The sequence below is a fragment of the Aliiglaciecola aliphaticivorans genome (genome assembly GCF_054782055.1).
Map to the genome: position 1 here is coordinate 86,453 of NZ_BAAGTF010000094.1, position 18,923 is coordinate 105,375.

Annotated in this window: 16 protein-coding genes; 8 read left to right on the forward strand and 8 right to left on the reverse strand. The window is 42.0% G+C overall.

From position 1 onward, the window contains the following. Positions 1–54: 54 nt before the first annotated feature. Both ACYVIL_RS21140 and ACYVIL_RS21145 read right to left on the reverse strand, forming a co-directional pair. Positions 55–858, reverse strand: coding sequence for a hypothetical protein (locus ACYVIL_RS21140; RefSeq protein WP_460314802.1), 804 nt, complete (start codon positions 856–858; stop codon positions 55–57). Further along, positions 855–1,463 carry a Pvc16 family protein gene (locus tag ACYVIL_RS21145; protein WP_460314804.1) on the reverse strand — a complete coding sequence of 203 codons (609 nt, stop codon included), beginning with the start codon at positions 1,461–1,463 and terminating at the stop codon, positions 855–857. Before ACYVIL_RS21145 ends, ACYVIL_RS21140 begins: the two co-directional genes overlap by 4 nt. An 811-nt stretch (positions 1,464–2,274) precedes the next feature. On the opposite strand from ACYVIL_RS21145, the gene ACYVIL_RS21150 reads away from it, so the two are divergent. Further along, positions 2,275–3,177 (forward strand): PEP-CTERM sorting domain-containing protein, encoded by a 903-nt coding sequence (locus ACYVIL_RS21150; protein ID WP_216047001.1) that lies wholly within the window; start codon positions 2,275–2,277, stop codon positions 3,175–3,177. 10 nt (positions 3,178–3,187) lie between these two features. Here the strand turns inward: ACYVIL_RS21150 and ACYVIL_RS21155 are convergent, their stop codons facing one another. Next, positions 3,188–3,796, reverse strand: a complete 609-nt coding sequence (locus ACYVIL_RS21155; RefSeq protein ID WP_303474099.1) for an ECF-type sigma factor — start codon at positions 3,794–3,796, stop codon at positions 3,188–3,190. Between the two features lie 179 nt (positions 3,797–3,975). Here ACYVIL_RS21155 and ACYVIL_RS21160 point away from each other — a divergent pair, with 179 nt between their 5' ends. The 4 genes from ACYVIL_RS21160 to cynS all read left to right on the forward strand — a co-directional run bounded on the left by ACYVIL_RS21160 (position 3,976) and on the right by cynS (position 9,819). After that, entirely contained in the window at positions 3,976–6,378 is a 2,403-nt protein-coding gene (locus ACYVIL_RS21160) for a serine/threonine protein kinase (RefSeq protein ID WP_460314806.1), read from the forward strand. A gap of 403 nt (positions 6,379–6,781) precedes the next feature. Continuing rightward, positions 6,782–7,648, forward strand: coding sequence for a formate/nitrite transporter family protein (locus ACYVIL_RS21165; protein ID WP_216047004.1), 867 nt, complete (start codon positions 6,782–6,784; stop codon positions 7,646–7,648). Further along, positions 7,635–9,362, forward strand: a complete 1,728-nt coding sequence (locus tag ACYVIL_RS21170; protein ID WP_460314809.1) for a protein kinase domain-containing protein — start codon at positions 7,635–7,637, stop codon at positions 9,360–9,362. Before ACYVIL_RS21165 ends, ACYVIL_RS21170 begins: the two co-directional genes overlap by 14 nt. Positions 9,363–9,372: 10 nt before the next feature. Beyond that, positions 9,373–9,819, forward strand: a complete 447-nt coding sequence (gene cynS / locus ACYVIL_RS21175) for a cyanase (RefSeq protein WP_460314811.1) — start codon at positions 9,373–9,375, stop codon at positions 9,817–9,819. A 27-nt stretch (positions 9,820–9,846) separates the two neighbouring features. Here the strand turns inward: cynS and ACYVIL_RS21180 are convergent, their stop codons facing one another. Both ACYVIL_RS21180 and ACYVIL_RS21185 read right to left on the reverse strand, forming a co-directional pair. Next, entirely contained in the window at positions 9,847–10,392 is a 546-nt protein-coding gene (locus ACYVIL_RS21180) for a CC0125/CC1285 family lipoprotein (protein WP_460314813.1), read from the reverse strand. 238 nt (positions 10,393–10,630) lie between these two features. Beyond that, positions 10,631–12,190 (reverse strand): sodium:solute symporter family transporter, encoded by a 1,560-nt coding sequence (locus tag ACYVIL_RS21185; RefSeq protein WP_460314815.1) that lies wholly within the window; start codon positions 12,188–12,190, stop codon positions 10,631–10,633. A gap of 296 nt (positions 12,191–12,486) precedes the next feature. On the opposite strand from ACYVIL_RS21185, the gene ACYVIL_RS21190 reads away from it, so the two are divergent. From ACYVIL_RS21190 to ACYVIL_RS21200, 3 genes are read left to right on the forward strand one after another with little or no spacing between them, the layout of a single operon-like run. Then, on the forward strand, positions 12,487–13,437 hold the full coding sequence (locus ACYVIL_RS21190) for an HlyD family secretion protein (protein ID WP_460314940.1): 951 nt from the start codon (positions 12,487–12,489) through the stop codon (positions 13,435–13,437). Beyond that, the gene (locus ACYVIL_RS21195; protein WP_303474092.1) at positions 13,434–14,372 is read left to right on the forward strand and encodes an ABC transporter ATP-binding protein; all 939 of its coding nucleotides are present in this window, start codon (positions 13,434–13,436) and stop codon (positions 14,370–14,372) included. Before ACYVIL_RS21190 ends, ACYVIL_RS21195 begins: the two co-directional genes overlap by 4 nt. Next, a complete protein-coding gene (locus ACYVIL_RS21200; RefSeq protein ID WP_303474091.1) occupies positions 14,369–15,517 on the forward strand; it encodes an ABC transporter permease in 1,149 nt (382 codons plus the stop codon). Before ACYVIL_RS21195 ends, ACYVIL_RS21200 begins: the two co-directional genes overlap by 4 nt. Positions 15,518–15,574: 57 nt before the next feature. Here ACYVIL_RS21200 and ACYVIL_RS21205 read toward each other — a convergent pair whose 3' ends face one another. The 3 genes from ACYVIL_RS21205 to ACYVIL_RS21215 all read right to left on the reverse strand — a co-directional run bounded on the left by ACYVIL_RS21205 (position 15,575) and on the right by ACYVIL_RS21215 (position 18,768). Further along, entirely contained in the window at positions 15,575–16,468 is an 894-nt protein-coding gene (locus tag ACYVIL_RS21205) for a mechanosensitive ion channel family protein (protein WP_460314817.1), read from the reverse strand. Positions 16,469–16,491: 23 nt separating this feature from the next. Beyond that, positions 16,492–17,283, reverse strand: a complete 792-nt coding sequence (locus tag ACYVIL_RS21210; RefSeq protein WP_303474089.1) for a DUF432 domain-containing protein — start codon at positions 17,281–17,283, stop codon at positions 16,492–16,494. 81 nt (positions 17,284–17,364) lie between these two features. Continuing rightward, positions 17,365–18,768, reverse strand: coding sequence for an MBL fold metallo-hydrolase RNA specificity domain-containing protein (locus ACYVIL_RS21215; protein WP_303474088.1), 1,404 nt, complete (start codon positions 18,766–18,768; stop codon positions 17,365–17,367). Positions 18,769–18,923: the final 155 nt, after the last annotated feature.

The window sequence follows — 18,923 nt, forward strand, 5'->3', positions numbered from 1 at the left end:
GTTTAAATCGTTTTTACAGCGTATTGACTCCCTAAATTGACCATTCTGGGTTCTTTAAGGAGGGTTAAAAACAATGTCGTTTACATCGTGACTCGACATCATCTGACTCAATTGAAATGCTATTGGAATGACACTTTGTGATGCCACGTATTCGGGAGGGATCTCTGCTCCAGAGCTAACGGGATCATTTGCTTGAGGTGCAGTAATCATTTCAAGAGGCAAGTCCCAATATGGGTCCTGCAGGTTATTATTTGTTGGTAACATCGAAGCAGTCCGGCCATAAATCATCAGTTCAAACGAAACAGTTTGATTTAAACTTTCATCGGGCACTGCATTAGGTGGAATAAGCATTAAAAATTCACCGCGATCATCACCTCTTGCTCTCGCTAAAATCGTGTTTGCATCAGTTGGCGAACGTAATTCAATGAAACACCAACGCACAGGTTCATTGTCAAAGATAACTTTGCCGCGCAAACCGGTCGAGCGAGCATTAATGGGGTAAGCCGCTCCTGGAAAAATCACTGGACGTCGCTGTCGTGACTGCAAATAATCTTCTGGCTGGTTCGCTTCTATGTCCAAAATTTGTTGCAACGTTAATACCGTAATAGATAGCCTACGGGGTACGTATCGACGGTAAGCATCAAATATTCGTATTTGAATGGGGCGACTTAAATCTGCGTGGTAAGATAATGAAAAACGTCCTGAAGGATGCCTAAGTAATTTAATACCTGAGGGCTGTTCCACTTCAATGTTGACAGCAAAGGGCAAATCACCTTGGGTCAGCCCGTCGACGGGTAAAATGCCAAGTAGTAGCCGTTTATTCACTACAATACCTGAATTGAATAACGCAACTGTCATGGCTGCACCACTCCACTGGTGAGAATTTGATCTGCAAGCCCAACTTCGCGCAGTGGATCTTGTCGACGACCATGCATCACTAACATTTTAGCCATGTAAGGCACACAGAGTTTATAATCAACGGGGAGCGAATCAAAAATTCGCATCAAATCTTCGGTGGATAAGTCTTCTAAACTCAATTGAATGCTGTCATTACTGGCCCAATTTGTAACAGGGTCAAGCATGGGCCCGGTTAACAGCGGGTTGTCTTCTAAACATTGCATGGTTCTACCAAGAATTCGATACTCCTGGTCTGCCGTTATTCCCCATGGGATCATCAAGAAATGGAATTCTAAGGGTAGATGCGCCCTACCTTTAGCCAGTGCTTTTCCCGAATAAGCTGCTCGGCTGGTACTGTTAAAATCAACTCGATACAAAAACACAGCAAGGCATGGTGGTGTGATAAGCGGATTATCTTCGAGATTTAAATCTTCGGTTCGAGCAAGCACAACAGTGGTGTCTGTAGAACTCGATCCACCGGGTATGGGTTGCTGTTGATCAAAGCAGTGGCTTAAAAACCGTACCAAACTACTTCCGACCGCGGCTACAGATGCAAAGTCAGCCATTTCTGTACACTCATAAACATTGTCTCATCCATTGAACAATTAACCTGTTTAAAAATAAGAGCTTTATCTGAGGAGCATCGACACGTACTTTAATTAAATGCCACGATCAATGAACTCACCCAATTCACACGAGGCTCCATATGCTCTCGACTTGAACAGATTTGCTAGACTGCTATTTAAAAAATATTGATCACAATACCCTTGGGTATTTTTTCTTAATGCTCGCTATTAACTACGAGATAAATTCAGGAAGGAAATGCAAAATCCTATATCTAAAGCGGTAAAACCTAAAACCACCAACGATTAAATATTAGGCGATTTATCACTTATTGCAACCTAATAACGACCCAAAAGATCATAATTTGATCAAATGTATACACCAGAAACAATCCCCATAAGTTGGCAAGCCTTACTACTACTGGTTCTAAACTACGTTCTCGTTAACCGAACAAATCGAAAAATTTTTAGGATAAATATGAAGTGTTGTAGCGTTCTCATTTAACCAGTAAAAAATGGTTATTTTAAAACGACTACGAGTGTTGCTTATAGGCTACAAAACAATTTTATTATGGGGCTATTTGATATCAATAAAATCCATTTATTCCGTTTTAAATTTTTCTTTAACATCTCTTTATTAAAAAAATGCACATATTTTGACCTTAAGTTCTCAAAATTACGCCTACTTAAAATAGCGGTTTTTTCGATCGCTAATATATCTGTTACTAAAACGAAGTTTGCAGGTTTGTGTTGTTTAACACTGGAGTACTGCAAGGAAACTAAGTAGGCAAATTTATTTACATTAGGAAAGAAAATGGAACTTAGAAAACACATTATAAGAACAAGCAGTGCAGTACTGTTTAGTGTCTGTGCTATTCAACCGGCAATATCTGCTGTCATAATCGATGATCCGTCTTACTTTGTTAGACCTGCCCTTAGAGTAAGCGCAGGGGAAATAATAGATGGGATTAGGGTAAATAGTGAAACTGAAGCCACCCTTAGCCAAGGTGTTTCGGGATATTCAGAATCCACTGTTAACCTAAGTGAAGGTACCGTAAAGATGTACTCTTCTGAATATGGGTCAACTTTAGATGGACTGCAAACTTTTGGTAGTTTTGGTGAAAGAGTGACCATTAAAAATGGAGCAGGAAGTAGCTGGGATGTGGGCTTTGATATCGAAGGCTTCTTAGAGGTGTATGCGGGCGCACCATTGATTCCAGGCGTAGATACATCACCTGGTATTTTTTATGATGTAGGCATTGCGGTCTATAATGCAGGTGAAGTATCGTGGAATAACTTTGTGCCTGGTTTTAACGATTCTTCGCCCGTTTTATACGAGTATAGTTCAGCCTATGATTCTATTGACGCTGAGGCTGAAAGTAGTTTCTACGATCTATTTACCAGTGCGTTGGGGTCAGTGGAGATTGCATCAGATTACGAGGTTTACGATATTTTTGCTTTTACCAATGTAATTGTTAATTCAGATTACGGAGACGGATTAGAGGCCTACGATGCGGATTTCTTACACACAGCGTCATTCAACATGAATTTTGCCGATGGAGTGGATGCTTATTCTAGTTCCGGTGATTTTATGGGATTAGCTAAACTGCCTGTAGATGACGGCGATCCTAGTCAGATCCCAGAACCTGAGTCCTTGTTGTTATTTGCATCAGGAATTGCGCTGTTCTTCACGCGGCGTAAGCTTATAGTCAGCTAAGCCGATGAAATTACGTTTCGGCATCGGGTATCTGATCTTGCATATCAAGCTCGTTCAACAACCAAGCACGAGATGCACGCCAGTTACGCTTAATTGTTGAAGGGGATGTGCCTATTACGGCGGCGATTTCATCAATGGACACGCCGCCAAAATAACGCATTTCAACTATTTGCGCCCGTGACTTGTCGATATTGGCCAATTTGTTGAGGGCATCATCGAGCAAGCACAAACTAAAAGTATCATCACGATCATGGTCTGCAGAATGGTTAGTGAGTAAAGTCACTTTTTGGTGAGAGCGTTTATCTGCGTATTTTTTACGGGCATGGTCGACTAAAACGCGACGCATAATTTGCGCAGAAAATGCTAAAAAGTGGGCTTTATCTTGCCATTTTATTTGTTCGAGATTAACTAGACGAATAGCAGCTTCATGCACCAGATCGCCGGCAGATAAAGAAACACCACCTTCACGTTGTAGGCAAAAGGCAGAAAGGCGGGTTAATTCGTTGTATAACACATCAAAAAGCCTGTTGCGCGCGCTGATATCTCCCTCTCGCCAGGCAGCTAGCATTTGCTCAACAGAGCCAGTATTAGAGCTAGAATGAGAGCTAGAAGATGACATGTTTATTCCGAAAGACGGTTGCTTAAATAGCAATTGCAACTAAACCCAAATAGCATATATTTCATAGATGCTCAGTTTAGAATAATAAAATCAGTAATATATGTCGAATATTTAAATTGTATATACGATTTAAACTGAAAACCATTGCAACCCGAATGATCGTTATCTGGGATAAAACCATGACCACTGAATCAACACAATTTGAATTACAAGCCATGCAACTATTTGAAGCTTCTTTAGATATCCCTAAAGAACAACGCAGTGATTGGCTAACAGAGCAAACAGGGAAAAATACTAAATTGCGAAATCGGGTCTTGCAGCTGTTAGAAAAAGATGAGATTTCCGAAAATGTAATGCATACCGGAAAGGTCGATGTGGATTCCGATACGATTGATATGCCCGAAAAAATTGGTGCTTACAAAATAATCAAATTAATTGGCCAAGGTGGTATGGGAGCAGTTTACAAAGGAAAACGTGACAGCGGTGACTTTGAACATGATGTCGCCATTAAAGTGATACGCACTAAGGCGTTACCTGAGAAACTGATCGAACGATTTGAACGGGAAAGACAAACCCTAGCGCAACTCAACCATCCCAATATAGCCAGACTTTACGACGGTGGACAAACACCGCAAAAAATGCCGTATTTTATGATGGAATATATTGACGGGTTGCCGCTAACCAAGTGGTGCGAACAACAAAACTTAAGCGATTCGACACGCATTCAACTATTGATAAAAGCTTGTGAAGCAGTTCGTTATGCGCACCAAAACCTGATCATTCATCGAGATATTACTCCCTCTAACGTACTGGTTGATAAAGCTGGTGAAGTAAAATTAATTGATTTTGGTATCGCCAAACCTACATCGACTCGAAGTGACAATGTTGACGCTTCAAGTTCGTTAGCAAGTATGAGTTTTACCCCAGGCTTTGCCGCTCCTGAACGTGCAACAGGTGACGGTAATAACACCTTAGTTGATATCTATTCTTTAGGTAAATTGCTGGAAGCTATTTTTAAACAACGCAGCATCCCAAAAGAACTGCAAGCAATCATTAATCAAGCAACAGCCGCGCTACCACAGCACCGTTTTCAAACAGTAAATGCGTTAATAGTCGAACTAGAAAACTACTTACAGCAATTCCCAGTAACCGCCTACTCCACTTCGAACACCTATAAATTTAGCAAGTTTATTAAGCGTCATACTAAAGCGTCAATGATTGCAGGACTGGCACTGGTGGCAATTTTATCAGCGTTGGGAACCTCAATATATCAATATCAACGTGCCGAACAAAATTTAGTGCAGGCGCAAGCTCGATTCGATGACGTTAGAGCATTGGCAAAGTACCAAATTTTTGATTTGTACGATAATTTAAAACGCGTGGCTGGAAACACCAGCATTCGTGCTGACTTGGCCCATAGAGGACAACAATATCTGGCTAACCTGAGTAAACAGGCAAATGCATCAGCTGAGCTCAAACTTGAAACGGCGCAAGGATATATTCGTTTAGCGCGTATTTTTGGCGTGCCAGCCGAACCTAACTTGGGTGATGTGACTATTTCTCGCGCTAACTTATCTACAGCCCAAGTGATGTTGGATGAACTGCTGTCGTCGGCGCCCAACTTACCCGATGTAAAAGCCACGAAAGTAGAGTTGATGGCAGCACAAGGGATGATTTTAGTTCACGATGATAGTGATTTAGTAGCTGCACAGCAGACTATTGCACAAGGCCGAAAAATACTGGAATCAGTCCCTCATCCCAAAAGAAGTGAACTTTGGTATCTGGCCCAACGAAGTTTGCTATATACCGATTTAGAAAGGGCAGATCAGGCTGGTGATTCTCAATACTTACGGGAAAATGCCAATCGATTAAGGGAAGATACCCAACAATGGCCTAAGGCGATGCAAAAACGTGCAATTGCAAAGCAAGACCAAGCCTACAGCTTCTATTGGTTGGCCATGGCCGATTTTATTGACAGGAATAATGTTGAAGCAATTCAATATTTTCGTGAAGCGGACCGTCGGCTAAGCGCACTGGAAGCTAATCAGCCCAACGACCCTATGTTGCTCTATTTATTGTCTTGGACAAATTACATCGCCTATGGAGCAGCAGCAAATTTACATGACCAAAAGCAGTCGGTAGAATTTTTGGATAAAGCCACAGCAACCACAGAAAAGCTGAAAACCTTGCAAGAAGGTGATGCTTCTATTACCCGTCTTGCCATGCAAATGCGCGAAGCAAAATCACAATTGTTGGCGGAAATGGGTGACTTTGAACAAGCGATTTCCCAACAAATTGATATAGTTGCAGAGCAAAAGCGCTTGGCAGAAGCTAAACCCGAACCTTCCCAATATTCTACCTGGGCATTTTCCCATTTGATTCTAGCCTACATGTATCGAGATGTAGATAGATTAACCGATGCTTGCATCAGCCTCGAAACTGCCGAGCGACTTTTGCGCCCATTTGTCGCAAACAAACAACTCAGTGGTTACATGTACAATGCTGCAACTCGCTTACCCTCTGCCATCGAAAAGTGTCGAAATGGAGAAGATTTACCCACCATGAAATGGTTATTGGATTAGTTAGGAAGCTTCATTTTCAGCAATTTGCTGTTACCTAAAAGTAATTAAATGGCGCAATAAACGACCTAGATTGTGTTTGCTTTTTACTCATCTTGATTAATAGTCTTTTGTGGATCTTTGATTTAAAACAGGGAGTGATTGCACCAATAACACTCAACCCTCAGGGTCTCAGAAAACTAAAGAATTGATTTACATAGATTTATTTCTTGGCGTATTTTTTGCTTTTAATAAAATGTAACTCAACGAAGAGTCTACGGTCACAATATTCGAACAAAGGCGTTCAACTTCCTATGCACTGTATAGGAATTTGAACGTTTTTTTTTGCCTGTAGAAAACGACAAGCCAGATGTATTGGCATGAGAAACAACAATTAAATTTGAACACTAATTTTACGAGGGTACTTATGGCTTATTTACTTCCAGCAGAATTCGTCACTAAAATGGTCGATGCAGGCGAATCAAAAATATTTATGTCCACTCGCGATACGCTTATTCGCGGTTATATGGCTGGCGCAATACTCGCTTTAGCAGCGGTATTTGCAATAACTATTGCAGTGCAAACAGGTATGTTTCTTTTAGGCGCGATTTTATTCCCAGTAGGCTTCTGCATGCTGTATCTAATGGGGTTTGATTTGTTAACCGGCGTGTTTGTTTTATGTCCATTAGCATGGCTCGATAAACGTCCTGGCGTCACCATAAAAGGCATATTACGTAATTGGGGATTGGTATTTTTAGGTAACTTTGGTGGTGCTTTAACCGTTGCATTTATGATGGCATTTATTTTTACCTACGGTTTTAATGTTGACCCAGGGGCCATCGGTAAAAAAGTAGCGTCAATTGGTGAAGCTAGAACGCTAGGCTATGCTGAATATGGTACTGCGGGTTGGTTCACTATATTTATTCGCGGTATGTTGTGTAACTGGATGGTATCTCTAGGCGTAGTGGGCGCAATGATTTCGACTCATGTAAGCGGTAAGGTAATCGCCATGTGGATGCCGATCTTTTTGTTCTTCTTTATGGGATTCGAGCATTCAGTAGTGAACATGTTTTTGTTCCCATTCAGCCTGATTTTAGGTGGTGAATTTTCAGTTGTTGATTACTTTATTTGGAATGAAATTCCAACCGCATTAGGAAATCTTGTCGGTGGTTTAGCCTTCACTGGATTAACACTATATACCACTCATGTTCGCACTGGCTCGAAACGAAAAGTAGCTCAAGTTTCTCCAGAAACCATTGCGTCTGGCACTGTTGCACCAAATGCAAGCAACTAAAATTGTTACCGGCCAGTACTCAAGTGCTGGCCGAAAAGTTAACAATCAGGATTTTTGTGGCTTTGCTGCACCCACGCCAATGCAAGCCCAATTAAATGGATTTGCTGCGGCTTTGGCTGATGGTATAAGTAGCAGTCAAGTAAGCCATATCGCCAGCCAGGCAGCGGTGAATAGTTTTCTTCACGATTACTATTCGACCTCGGATGCGTGGTCAGTAGAAACCTCTGCTAAACGCGTTATCACTTCCATAAATGCGTGGTTGTTTGCCCATAGTAAACAAAGTGAATACCGATACGATCCCGACAAAGGATATGTGTGTACTTTTGCTGCAGTGGTAATTAAAGGCACTTACGCGCACCTGTTCCATGTGGGAGATTCACGAATTTATTTGTGCCGTCAAGGGAGCATACAACAGTTAACCAATGACCATCGCCAAATCGCAGCTGCCGGCAAAAGTTATCTCAGCCGTGCCTTGGGTATGGGCGATATTGTTGAAATTGATTACCAGCAAATTGCCCTGTTAGAGGGGGATACACTACTACTATCCACTGATGGTTTTCATGATTTTATTGACGCCAGTACTTTATTGGCCCAGCTAAATAAACAATCTGTCGTTAATGATGCGCTGGCAGAATGTTTAGGGAAGCAGGTTCTAGAAAAAGGTAGCGACGACAATATCACAATGCAACTCCTGCAAATACAAGGGCTAAACCATCAAAGCACCAGCCCAGTTAGTGATTTAGTTGAACAGATGCCCCTACCGCCACCTTTACAACCTGGTGTACAAATAGATGGGTTTAACGTCATTCGGCAACTCCATTACTCCGCTCGCAGTCATGTTTACTTGGTGCATGATATGGAAACGGGAGAGCCCGTTGTTTTAAAAACGCCGTCCGTGGATTTACAAGATGACAATGGTTATTTAGAACGTTTCTGTTTAGAGGAATGGATATCTCGTCGTATTAACAATGTGCACGTTTTAAAAGCACCTAAAACTGAACGTCAAAAAAACTATCTTTACATTTTATCAGAATACGTTGAAGGTCAATCTCTTCAACAATGGTTGCTCGACAACCCTACCCCAGATTTAGAAACCGTTAGAGATATCATAGAACAAGTAGCACGTGGCTTGCAGGCGTTTCACCGTTTAGAGATGCTACACCAGGATATACGCCCTGAGAATATTATGATTGACCTCAATGGCACAGTTAAAATCATCGATTTTGGTTCTACAATGGTAGCAGGGATTGAAGAATTGGGACGTGAGCAGCTTAAACTGGCATTTCCTGGAACAGCCCTGTATATGGCACCTGAATATTTTTTAGGTGAAGTCGGTACCCAACGTTCAGATTTATTTTCGTTAGGGGTTTTAAGCTATTACATGTTAAGTGGTCGCTATCCATACGAAACCCACGTAGCCAAAACCCGTACCTTTGCACAGCAAAGAAAGCTAAATTATCAATCGGTTTTAGATGCCCAAAGACATATTCCAAGTTGGGTGGATGCGTGTTTACGTAAAGCTTTGCAAGTGGATCCTTACAAACGCTACGATGCGTTATCTGAATTTATCCACGATTTACGCCATCCTAATTCACTGTTTCTACAACAAAATAAAGCGCCACTATTGGAGCGCAGTCCCCTGCTTTTTTGGCAAGGGTTCAGTGCCCTACTAGCGCTCCTTAACATCTATTTACTCTATCTATTAAATAATTGAGGATCCTATTATGAAAAGTCGCGAAGAAGTCACAACCGCAATCTTGGTAAACAAAGTTAAGAATGGTATTACTTGGCAGCAAGCGGCCGATGCCATTGGCAAATCTAAAGAGTGGACAACCGCGGGTTGTTTAGGACAAATGACATTCAGCGCAGAACAAGCCCAAAAGATTGGTAGTTTGTTTGACCTGGATGAGAATGGGGTTGCTTGGTTGCAAGTGGTACCGTATAAGGGCTCGTTAGAGGAGGCTGTACCAACAGATCCGTTGATCTATCGCTTGTATGAATTGGTGAATGTTTACGGCACCACCATAAAATCATTAATACATGAGGAATTTGGTGACGGCATTATGAGCGCCATTGATTTCTCGATGGATATTCAGCGGGAGAACAATCCAGCTGGTGATAGAGTGAATATCGTCCTATCAGGAAAGTTCTTACCCTATAAATCCTATTAGCCAGCAAAGGAGACGACGTCCCCTTATCTAACTTTCAAGATTGGCAGCAAGTTGTTTTGCATCAAACACTTTATTTGGGTTGGGGGGTGTTCCACTGCCCATTTTAATCACCAATGTTGCATTAATTTTATCTGCCACCTGCTTAGATATAACGCTACCTCCTTGGTAAGTAGATGCTGTTGAAATTGTGCAACCCAGTACGCCACAACTAGAAGTAGTAGTTGGGTTAGTGGAAACCTCGGGGACCACCCTACTCACCTCTTTCGTTTCAACGTCAGTATCACTTTGGATAATTTCGAACCAGCTAAACCCGTTTGACAGTGTAAGATTGGCAGCGTGCAATAAGGCGTAATCTTTGGCGATAACAGTATCCGTCTTGGCATTGCCACTAAAAATAATTTGATACTGATCTTCACTGAGTTTTTTGTCGCTATAGCCAAACTCGCCATATTCTTCAGCGGCTTCAAATGCGGTTGGTTGTACGCTTGCACAACCAACCCAAATGAGACTCGTCAGCATCAACAAAATCGGCGTTTTTATTATGAGTTTTAATGGGCCTGTATTGGTGTTCATAAATAATCCTTAACAATAATTTTAAACTACTACCTTGGATTGAGTTGCAACCAAGATAACAAAATGTGTTTGGGTTAATTATGTAGGTTCCAATTTTCATGCCATGCCTAAACTCGCCGATAACACTCTAAATCCCTTGTATTTCAACGATTAAGAATTATAGAGAATCTAAACTTGGGTGATATTTACACGTGCATCGGTAAATTATGCACAATCTAAACGTAAAAACGTCAAAAGACTATGTGGATATCAAACTAGGTAACATTAAACAAAACAAGGTTAGAATACCGCTCAATCCAATGAGTAATATAGCGTTATGAAGTGACAACAATCGAATGCTGGGCAGGTGAGAGTCTGTAGGTTTGGTAATGAACGTCATTAAATAACCCACGGCAATGGTGACAACAAAGCCGATTAAATTCCACCAAAACCAAAATATGGGACTTTCAAATAACCATAATCCCATATTCACTAATACCCCCGCCGCTAACCCTGTATTCGCTGCGTAAGAAGCAATTTTTTTACTGTAGATACCTAAAAGAAAAATCGCTAAAACAGGACCATAGAAAACTGAACCAATTTTATTGATCGCTTCAATAATGGTGGGTGCGATGTCACCGGCAATGAATGACAAAAACAGTGTTACTAGCCCCCAGCCAATGCCTGCTAAACGTGCATATTTAATGTAGGTTTCATTGTTTGGCTGATGTTTAAACAAACGACAGATATCTTCAACTGAAACGGCGGCTAAACTGTTTACTGCAGAGCTAAGGGAAGACATGGCAGCGGCCATAATCGCCACCACTAATAAGCCAATAATGCCACTTGGTAAATAATTAATAATAAAAATCGGCATCATCCAATCAGGATTATCTGCTGGAATTTGCGCTTGCAAGGAAGGTGTAGTCATCACCATAGCACCTATCACCAAACCCGCAGCACAATACACTAGCGTGATGGGAAAACGGCAAATTGCCACCGTTAACATCATTTTTCTCAGATCCCCAAGATTATGTGCAGACAAAGAGCGTTGAGCTTCAGATTGATCGCAGCCATAGTAGGATGCATAAAGCACCACTCCACCAAACAGCATAGGCAATAACCCAAAATCATTACCCGACAAGCCAAACTGTTCAGGTTTCACCGCCACTAAGCGTGCAGGCTCAATAATCGCCAATGCCTGATCAACCCCGCCCACATGATCTAAGGCAACCCAAAGACACGTTAAAGCGCCCCCAAAAATCAGTATCATTTGAAATGCATCGCCATACACCACAGCCTTCATTCCGCCCATGGCCGAATACACTAAGGTAATCACTCCAATTAACAAGATACTGTGCCACTGCTCCATCCCCATAGTGCCTTGTAAAATAAGGGAAATGGCATAAATCATAATGGCCGTTGCCACGGAACGACTTAATTGAAAGACAAAACTAATCAGTAATCGCGTGGAACGGGAAAAACGTTTCTCTAGATAATCGTAGACGCTCACCACGCCAGACTTATGCAATGAAGGCAACAATCGCCACAGCATTAATGCCACCGCTGCAGGCAGTGCCAATTCATAAGATAGCCAAATCAGTCCACCGCCTTCGCGCAAGCCAACAAAAGCCGGTGCTGAAATAAAACTGACAGCGGATAGTTGGGTGGCCATAACCGACAAAGAAAGTGCAGGCCAAGGGATACTTCGTCCGCCTAGAAAATAATCATCTCGATTACGCTGTTGCCGGAAAAGCAATCCCATCAACAACAACCCCAATAAATATAATCCAACAATTGAGTAATCGAGCAATGACAAAATATTTCTCCCTAGTTTTTAGAATGATTGTTGTTCGGGACTTTTTCATTACCATATCAAGGATTTGCAAAATAATGAAATACACAATTCGGTGATAGCTAGATCGACGAATGGTTAAGGTGTAGTCTAAGTGAGTCAGGTAAAGATGGTCGTTAAAACCAAGTGTCCAAAGGAGATTTGCTGTGACTCGCCTTCAACTAAATGATCAGGTTACCGATGATAAACACCATTTGTAAGGATAACTAATGCTCCAAATGCAATTCCTGTCGATAAAATTAGTGACCAAACAGACGCTAATGCAAGCAGTTTTAATGATCACCTCGCTACTGTTGTTAATTTTTATCAGTGGATGCCAAGACGATAAAACCGGGCTTGCCCTAGGAACATTAGAACGAAGTAGAATTGCCCACACCGCCACAGTCAGCGAAGTGGTCACTGAGTTACCTATCCCCCAAGGCTCGTTGGTCAAAAAAGGCGATGTATTGGTGCAATTAGATGCTCGCCAACAAAAAGCACAGGTCGCCAAAGCAAAAGCTTCTGTTGCCGAAGCACAAGCCAATTTAGACAAACTAAGAAATGGTGCTCGCCCTGAAGAAGTGGCCTCTGCTAGCGCCAAATTAGAAGGTGCCCAGGCAGCGTTAACAGAAAGCGAAACGGCTTACCTCAGAGCTAAAAACCTCATCGCCCAAAAGCTAGTGAGTCAAGCGAATCTCGATCAAGCCCTCGCCACACGGGATGCAAAAGCCGCAGCGGTTCATGAAGCAAAAGAAGCTTTGCTATTATTGACCAATGGCACCCGACCAGAGGATTTAGAAATGGGCAAAGCCAACTTAGCGATGATGCAGGCTGAGTTGGCAAGTGAAATGAAAAAACTTGAAGACCTAACCATCATCGCCACCCGCGATGGTCGACTCGATAACCTTCCGTGGAATTTAGGCGAAAGAGTCACCGCTGGGAGTCCTGTTGCCATTGTACTTGCTGGTAAAGCGCCCTATGCACGAATTTATGTTCCTGAACCTTATCGCGTGAAAATAAAAGCTGGGGATACTTTGCAAATCCACGTGGATGGCATTTCTGAGCCCATTAAGGGCGATGTTCGCTGGATTTCAATTGAACCTGCTTTCACTCCTTATTACGCCTTAAATCAAGACGAACGAGCAAGGTTAATGTATTTAGCAGAAGTGCAATTACCTGATAGTTATGCAGATCTTCCCAACGGTGTCGCTGTGCAAGTGGAACTTCCATGACGACTACCCCCTCCTCAGAGTTAGTCATACAGGCAACACAATTAAGTCGTCACTTTGGTGATTTAAAAGCCATAGATGGGCTTGATCTTAACGTAGAAAAAAGCACGATTTACGGTTTTTTAGGGCCAAATGGCAGTGGCAAAACGACGGCAATAAGAATGCTAACAGGCTTATTAAAGCCCAGCTCTGGAAACGTGCAGGTACTAGGCTTAACACTGCCTAAAGACGCCGAAAAACTGCGTTTAAAAATGGGTTACATGACTCAAAAATTTTCGTTATATAACAACTTAACGGTTAAAGAGAACCTACAATTTATTGCTAAAATTTATGGTATTTCAGGTTCGGCACAGAAAAAACGTTTGAGTGAATTATTATCTATTTATGGCTTGGATCAAAAACAACATCAATTGGCAGGCAGTTTAAGTGGTGGACAGCGTCAACGACTAGCCCTTGCAGGAGCAACACTGCATAAACCGCAACTGCTGTTTTTAGATGAGCCTACCTCTGCGGTAGATCCTGAAAACCGTCGCGAATTTTGGGAACAACTGTTTGATTTATGCGAACAAGGGACCAGTATTTTAGTTTCCACCCACTATATGGACGAAGCAGAGCGCTGCCATAAACTGGCCATTTTAGAAAATGGCAAAAAGCGCGCCGACGGAAGCCCGGAAGACTTGATGAATAACATGGCGGCAAACGTAGTAGAAATTCAGGCCGAAAGTATACGTCAATTAAAACAGCAAGTTGTGTCTCTGCCTAAGGTAATCACCGCGGCTCAATTGGGTGCGAGGTTGCGTGTTTTGGTAAGTAAATCAATATCAGATCCTTGCGGCTATTTGCAACATCAAACTCAACTGCCTAAACATGAACTCAATCTGACGCGTCCCAGTTTAGAAGACGTATTTATTACCTGTACAGGTGGTGGTAGACAATGATCACTAGCCTATATCGTATTCAAGCTATTTTATTTAAAGAGTTGACGCAATTAAAGCGCGACAAAATGACCTTTGGGATGGTCATAATGATCCCATTAGTGCAATTAATATTGTTTGGTTATGCCATTAATACCAATGTTAGGCATATTCCTGTGGCACTGGTTGATCATAGCCAGACCACCCTGAGTAGAGCCCTAGTGCAAACGGTTTCTGCCACACAAGTGGTCGAATTCACAAAACATTATCAAGATGTTAGCAGTGCACAAAAAGCGATGGAGCGTACAGAAGTACGCGCTATTTTATTTATTCCCCATGACGTTAGTCAGCGTTTGGCGCGCAGTGCCAGTGTTGGTTTGGGGTTACCTGCTTCGACTGATGAGGAAACTAGCCGCCCCATTGCCCAATGGATAGTAGATGGCTCAGATACTATGATCGCAAGTTCAATTAAAAGTTTGCGGTCAATGCCGTTGGTAGAACTGCAAAGGCAAGCAGCTAACCGTTCAACTGCCACCTTTGAAGTAACTTTGTTGTACAACCCTGAACAACGAACAGCGGTAAATATAGTGCCGGGATTATTAGGAATTATCCTCACAATGACCATGATCATGTTCACATCCGCGGCCATAGTGAGAGAGACTGAGCATGGCAATATGGAATTGTTAATCGCCACACCAATTAAGCCTATCGAGTTAATGTTGGGAAAGATCATTCCCTACATTTTTATTGGTTTAGTGCAAGTGGTGATCATTTTAGGTCTAGGGCATTTTGTCTTCAATGTGCCTGTTAATGGTGGTTTAGTCCCTTTATTTGCTGTCACCATTTTGTTCATTGCCGCAAGCTTAGTGTTAGGGCTGGTTATCTCGACTATTGCCACCAATCAATTGCAATCAATGCAAATGACCATATTCATATTACTGCCCTCAATCCTGCTCTCTGGATTCATGTTTCCCTACGAAGGCATGCCGGTCATTGCCCAATATATTGCTGAAACCTTACCTGCAACTCATTTTATGCGCTTGATCCGAGGGGTCATCCTCAAAGATGTGGAGTTTACTGATATGACCTTTGATGTTTCCTGGCTAATAATGTTTACCCTGTTAGGGTTACTGATTGCGTCTTTACGCTTCAAGAAAAACCTAGACTAATCCAACCTACACAATAACACGCAGCCCACAAACAGCATTCATGAGCAGAGGCGTTCTCTACCCTTGCGTGTCTGTTTTGCTGGCTGTTTGAGATCCTATATTTTCATCATGAAATTCACTTTGAGACAATGAAACTGGGATGGGCTTAGTGACTTCACCGGAATACAAACTCAAATGTGGGAATGGAATTTCTATGCCGTTCGCATCGAAAACTTGTTTGATTTGTTGATACATTTGGTTTTTCAATAGTAAGAAATTTTCTCTTTTACTCCAAACAGAAAATTGAATATCAATGGAAGAAGAACCGAAACCTAGCAGAATAAACAGTGGCGCTGGCTCACTCAAGCATAATGGATTTTTATCTGCTAATTCAGCCAGAATGACTTTCACTTTTTCAATGTCTTCTTTATAGGCAATACCCACTTTGAGATCAGCTCGGCGAATTGGAAATCGAGTTAATGTTGTCACTTGTGCTTTGATCATTGACTCATTTGGCACGCGAACAAACAGATTGTCGTAGGTGCGGATTTTAACCGAAAGCAAATCAATTGATATCACTTCTCCGGTCGTCTCATCTACTCGAATCACATCACCAATGGAAAACGGCCGCTCCATCATCAAAAACAGTCCACTAATCAAATTAGAAGCAGAAGTTTGGGAAGCAAAACCAATGGCCACACTCAATATTCCCGCCGCACCGAGCACCACACTAAGATCAAAGCCGAGTTCTCGCAAAGCAGAAATAAACATTAAAATCATGACACCGTAAAAAACAGCACGGCGCAAAAGCACTTGCCCGTGTTGTGTCATATTTGCAACATTAAAACGAGATACTAAATTACTCAAAAACTTGGCTAATAAATACCCTAAAACTAATATAATGATGGCTTTAATCACATCAAATGCTGGCAACATTTCTAGAAAAATCGCACTTTCACTTAGTTCTTTCATTGATTTCAATTCTCAGGTTTAAGCTAATCGATTAAGCTTGCAATAGAAGATAAAAAAGACGACTTTTTACTTAATTCACGGGATTCAGATACCAATTCCATTGATTGTATTTCGTCAGGAGGAGAATGGCGCACATGAGAAACCGATTTGGTATGTTCTAAACGCTGCATAATAGACACTTGATCCGTCCAAAATTCGCCATCTTGGTTAACGTATAACTTCAGGGCGGGTACAGGCAAATTTAACTTATCAATTGACAGCGGCTTTTCCTGAGCGTTTTTTATTGTCACCATGGTTGTCGCACGATGAGATCGTTTTTCTAAGCGATTAATATCCATTTTTGCATCTGTATATTTTGAATAACAGAGGTCTCCTTCCATGGTAGAAGGCCCAAACCAAGAGTCTGAAGGTCGCCAAAAAGGAATATCGGCCATTGGCAGTGGATGGTTTGGTATTAAGATAGTCATCCACAACGGTGTACTGACATAAACGTTAATCTTCTCTCCTGGCAAAACCACTAGTGGCCGACTCGGTCTGACTACCATAGCCCTATCTGCAAGAGAGGGTTCAATTAGCAACGTATCGCTCGTATTCCCTAGCAAATAACGTGAAAATTCAATTTGCTCGAAGGACTCGGTTGAATCCGGATTATCCGTTGAAATAGGTAAATCAATTTCAACAGCAGATTCATTGTTCCATATTGTCCATTCACCTTGACCACGCTTTATAGCAATTAATCGCTCTCTAATTCGCCAACACTTTGTTTGTGAAAGTGCAAAGCTAAATTCTCCCCACCAAGGTAATTGTTTTTTCATAATACGTACTTTTAACTACCCTTAATTTTCGTGGGGCTGAATGAATGCTGATACGCCAGTTTACTGCTAAAAATGATTTACTCAAAATTGAATTGTTTGATTTAGTGTAGGAATCGTTGCATGCCACCCCACTTTTTTGAACGCCTGTTGCAGAGTCAGCTTTGCTTTTTCCTCGCCATGCACAAGGAATAGCTGAGGTTTTTTAGCGGTGAATCCTTGCGCCCATTGAATCAACTGCGTTTGACTAGCATGAGCGGAAAAGCCCCCCATGGTGTGAATTTGTGCTTTAACGGCAATATTTTCACCCGCTATTTTATAGGTTTTAGCACCATCAACAAGCGCTCGACCTGGAGTACCAATGGCTTGAAACCCAACAAAAATAACATGAGATTGATTGCGCCATAAGTTGTGTTTTAAATGGTGACGTATTCTGCCGCCATTGCACATCCCACTTCCAGCAATAAAAATCGCGCCACGGTCAATCTGATTCAACGCCATAGACTCTTCTGTGCTGCTGGAATATTTCAATACAGGCAAGAATTTATGCAAACTTTGTTGTTTGTTCTCTCCTCCCATTGCTGAACGGTCTTCTTCATTGAAGACATTCTGATAGCGGTGATAAATTTCAGTTACCGCGATCGCCATTGGACTATCTAAAAATACCGCTTGTTGCTTTAGTTTTCCTTTTTGATACAGCTCGCCGAGTCGAAATATGATTTCTTGAGTTCTGCCAACAGCAAACGAAGGGATTAAAATATTTCCGCCATTTTCAGAAGCCTCTTCGATGACATCCTCAAACTCTTGCAGTGTTTCACCCATAGAACGATGGTCGCGGTCACCGTACGTCGATTCAAGCAGCAAAACATCAGCAGAATCGACTAATTCTGGATCCTTTAATAACGCAGCTTGTGAGTTTCCAAGATCACCTGAGAATACTAATTTTTTCGGCCCTGCTTGCTCATCTATCAAGACTTCCACAATGGCAGAACCAAGGATATGACCCGCATCGAGAAAGTGAATCGTCACCCCCTCAGCGACATCTCGTTTTTGATGGTAGTTTATGCCAATACAGACATCTAGTGTGGTTTCTACGTCCTGTAGGTTATACAGAGGTTCAAGCTCCTCTTTACCTGCGCGGCGACGGCGCTTATTTTCCCATTCAACATCTCGTTGCTGTAATGATGCTGCGTCTTTGAGCAACACCTCTATTAACTCTTTAGTGGCCGAAGTCATATAAATAGGACAACTTAAACCTTCAGAAACGAGCAGTGGCAAACGACCAGAATGGTCTAAGTGAGCATGGGAAAGCACCACGGCATCCAACTGACTGACATCGAATGGTAAGGGTTTTAAATTAGCCTCTTCTTCTTCTCGTCGGCCTTGAAACAATCCACAATCGAGTAATACCTTACTATTTCCAGATTGCAGCAAATACATGGAGCCTGTTACGCCTTCAATAGCCCCAAAAAATGTCAGTTTAGCCATGATTATCTCCGTTATGATTGTTAAGCCAAGTCATCTACCTCAAACATTTTAGGTATAGCAGGACGGCGAACGGCCACCATTACAATGGCTCAAAAAACACCTTAATGTTGAGCTAAGCCCTGCATTTCCGTTGATACCTCTATTGTCTTTGATAC

What these genes read in the sequence shown, in the direction of transcription:
- ACYVIL_RS21140 (WP_460314802.1), bottom strand. Translation starts at nt 858, where the DNA reads ATGACAGTTGCGTTATTCAATTCAGGTATTGTAGTGAATAAACGGCTA.
- ACYVIL_RS21145 (WP_460314804.1), bottom strand. Translation starts at nt 1,463, where the DNA reads ATGGCTGACTTTGCATCTGTAGCCGCGGTCGGAAGTAGTTTGGTACGG.
- ACYVIL_RS21150 (WP_216047001.1), top strand. Translation starts at nt 2,275, where the DNA reads ATGGAACTTAGAAAACACATTATAAGAACAAGCAGTGCAGTACTGTTT.
- ACYVIL_RS21155 (WP_303474099.1), bottom strand. Translation starts at nt 3,796, where the DNA reads ATGTCATCTTCTAGCTCTCATTCTAGCTCTAATACTGGCTCTGTTGAG.
- ACYVIL_RS21160 (WP_460314806.1), top strand. Translation starts at nt 3,976, where the DNA reads ATGACCACTGAATCAACACAATTTGAATTACAAGCCATGCAACTATTT.
- ACYVIL_RS21165 (WP_216047004.1), top strand. Translation starts at nt 6,782, where the DNA reads ATGGCTTATTTACTTCCAGCAGAATTCGTCACTAAAATGGTCGATGCA.
- ACYVIL_RS21170 (WP_460314809.1), top strand. Translation starts at nt 7,635, where the DNA reads ATGCAAGCAACTAAAATTGTTACCGGCCAGTACTCAAGTGCTGGCCGA.
- cynS (WP_460314811.1), top strand. Translation starts at nt 9,373, where the DNA reads ATGAAAAGTCGCGAAGAAGTCACAACCGCAATCTTGGTAAACAAAGTT.
- ACYVIL_RS21180 (WP_460314813.1), bottom strand. Translation starts at nt 10,392, where the DNA reads ATGAACACCAATACAGGCCCATTAAAACTCATAATAAAAACGCCGATT.
- ACYVIL_RS21190 (WP_460314940.1), top strand. Translation starts at nt 12,487, where the DNA reads ATGCAAGCAGTTTTAATGATCACCTCGCTACTGTTGTTAATTTTTATC.
- ACYVIL_RS21195 (WP_303474092.1), top strand. Translation starts at nt 13,434, where the DNA reads ATGACGACTACCCCCTCCTCAGAGTTAGTCATACAGGCAACACAATTA.
- ACYVIL_RS21200 (WP_303474091.1), top strand. Translation starts at nt 14,369, where the DNA reads ATGATCACTAGCCTATATCGTATTCAAGCTATTTTATTTAAAGAGTTG.
- ACYVIL_RS21205 (WP_460314817.1), bottom strand. Translation starts at nt 16,468, where the DNA reads ATGAAAGAACTAAGTGAAAGTGCGATTTTTCTAGAAATGTTGCCAGCA.
- ACYVIL_RS21210 (WP_303474089.1), bottom strand. Translation starts at nt 17,283, where the DNA reads ATGAAAAAACAATTACCTTGGTGGGGAGAATTTAGCTTTGCACTTTCA.
- ACYVIL_RS21215 (WP_303474088.1), bottom strand. Translation starts at nt 18,768, where the DNA reads ATGGCTAAACTGACATTTTTTGGGGCTATTGAAGGCGTAACAGGCTCC.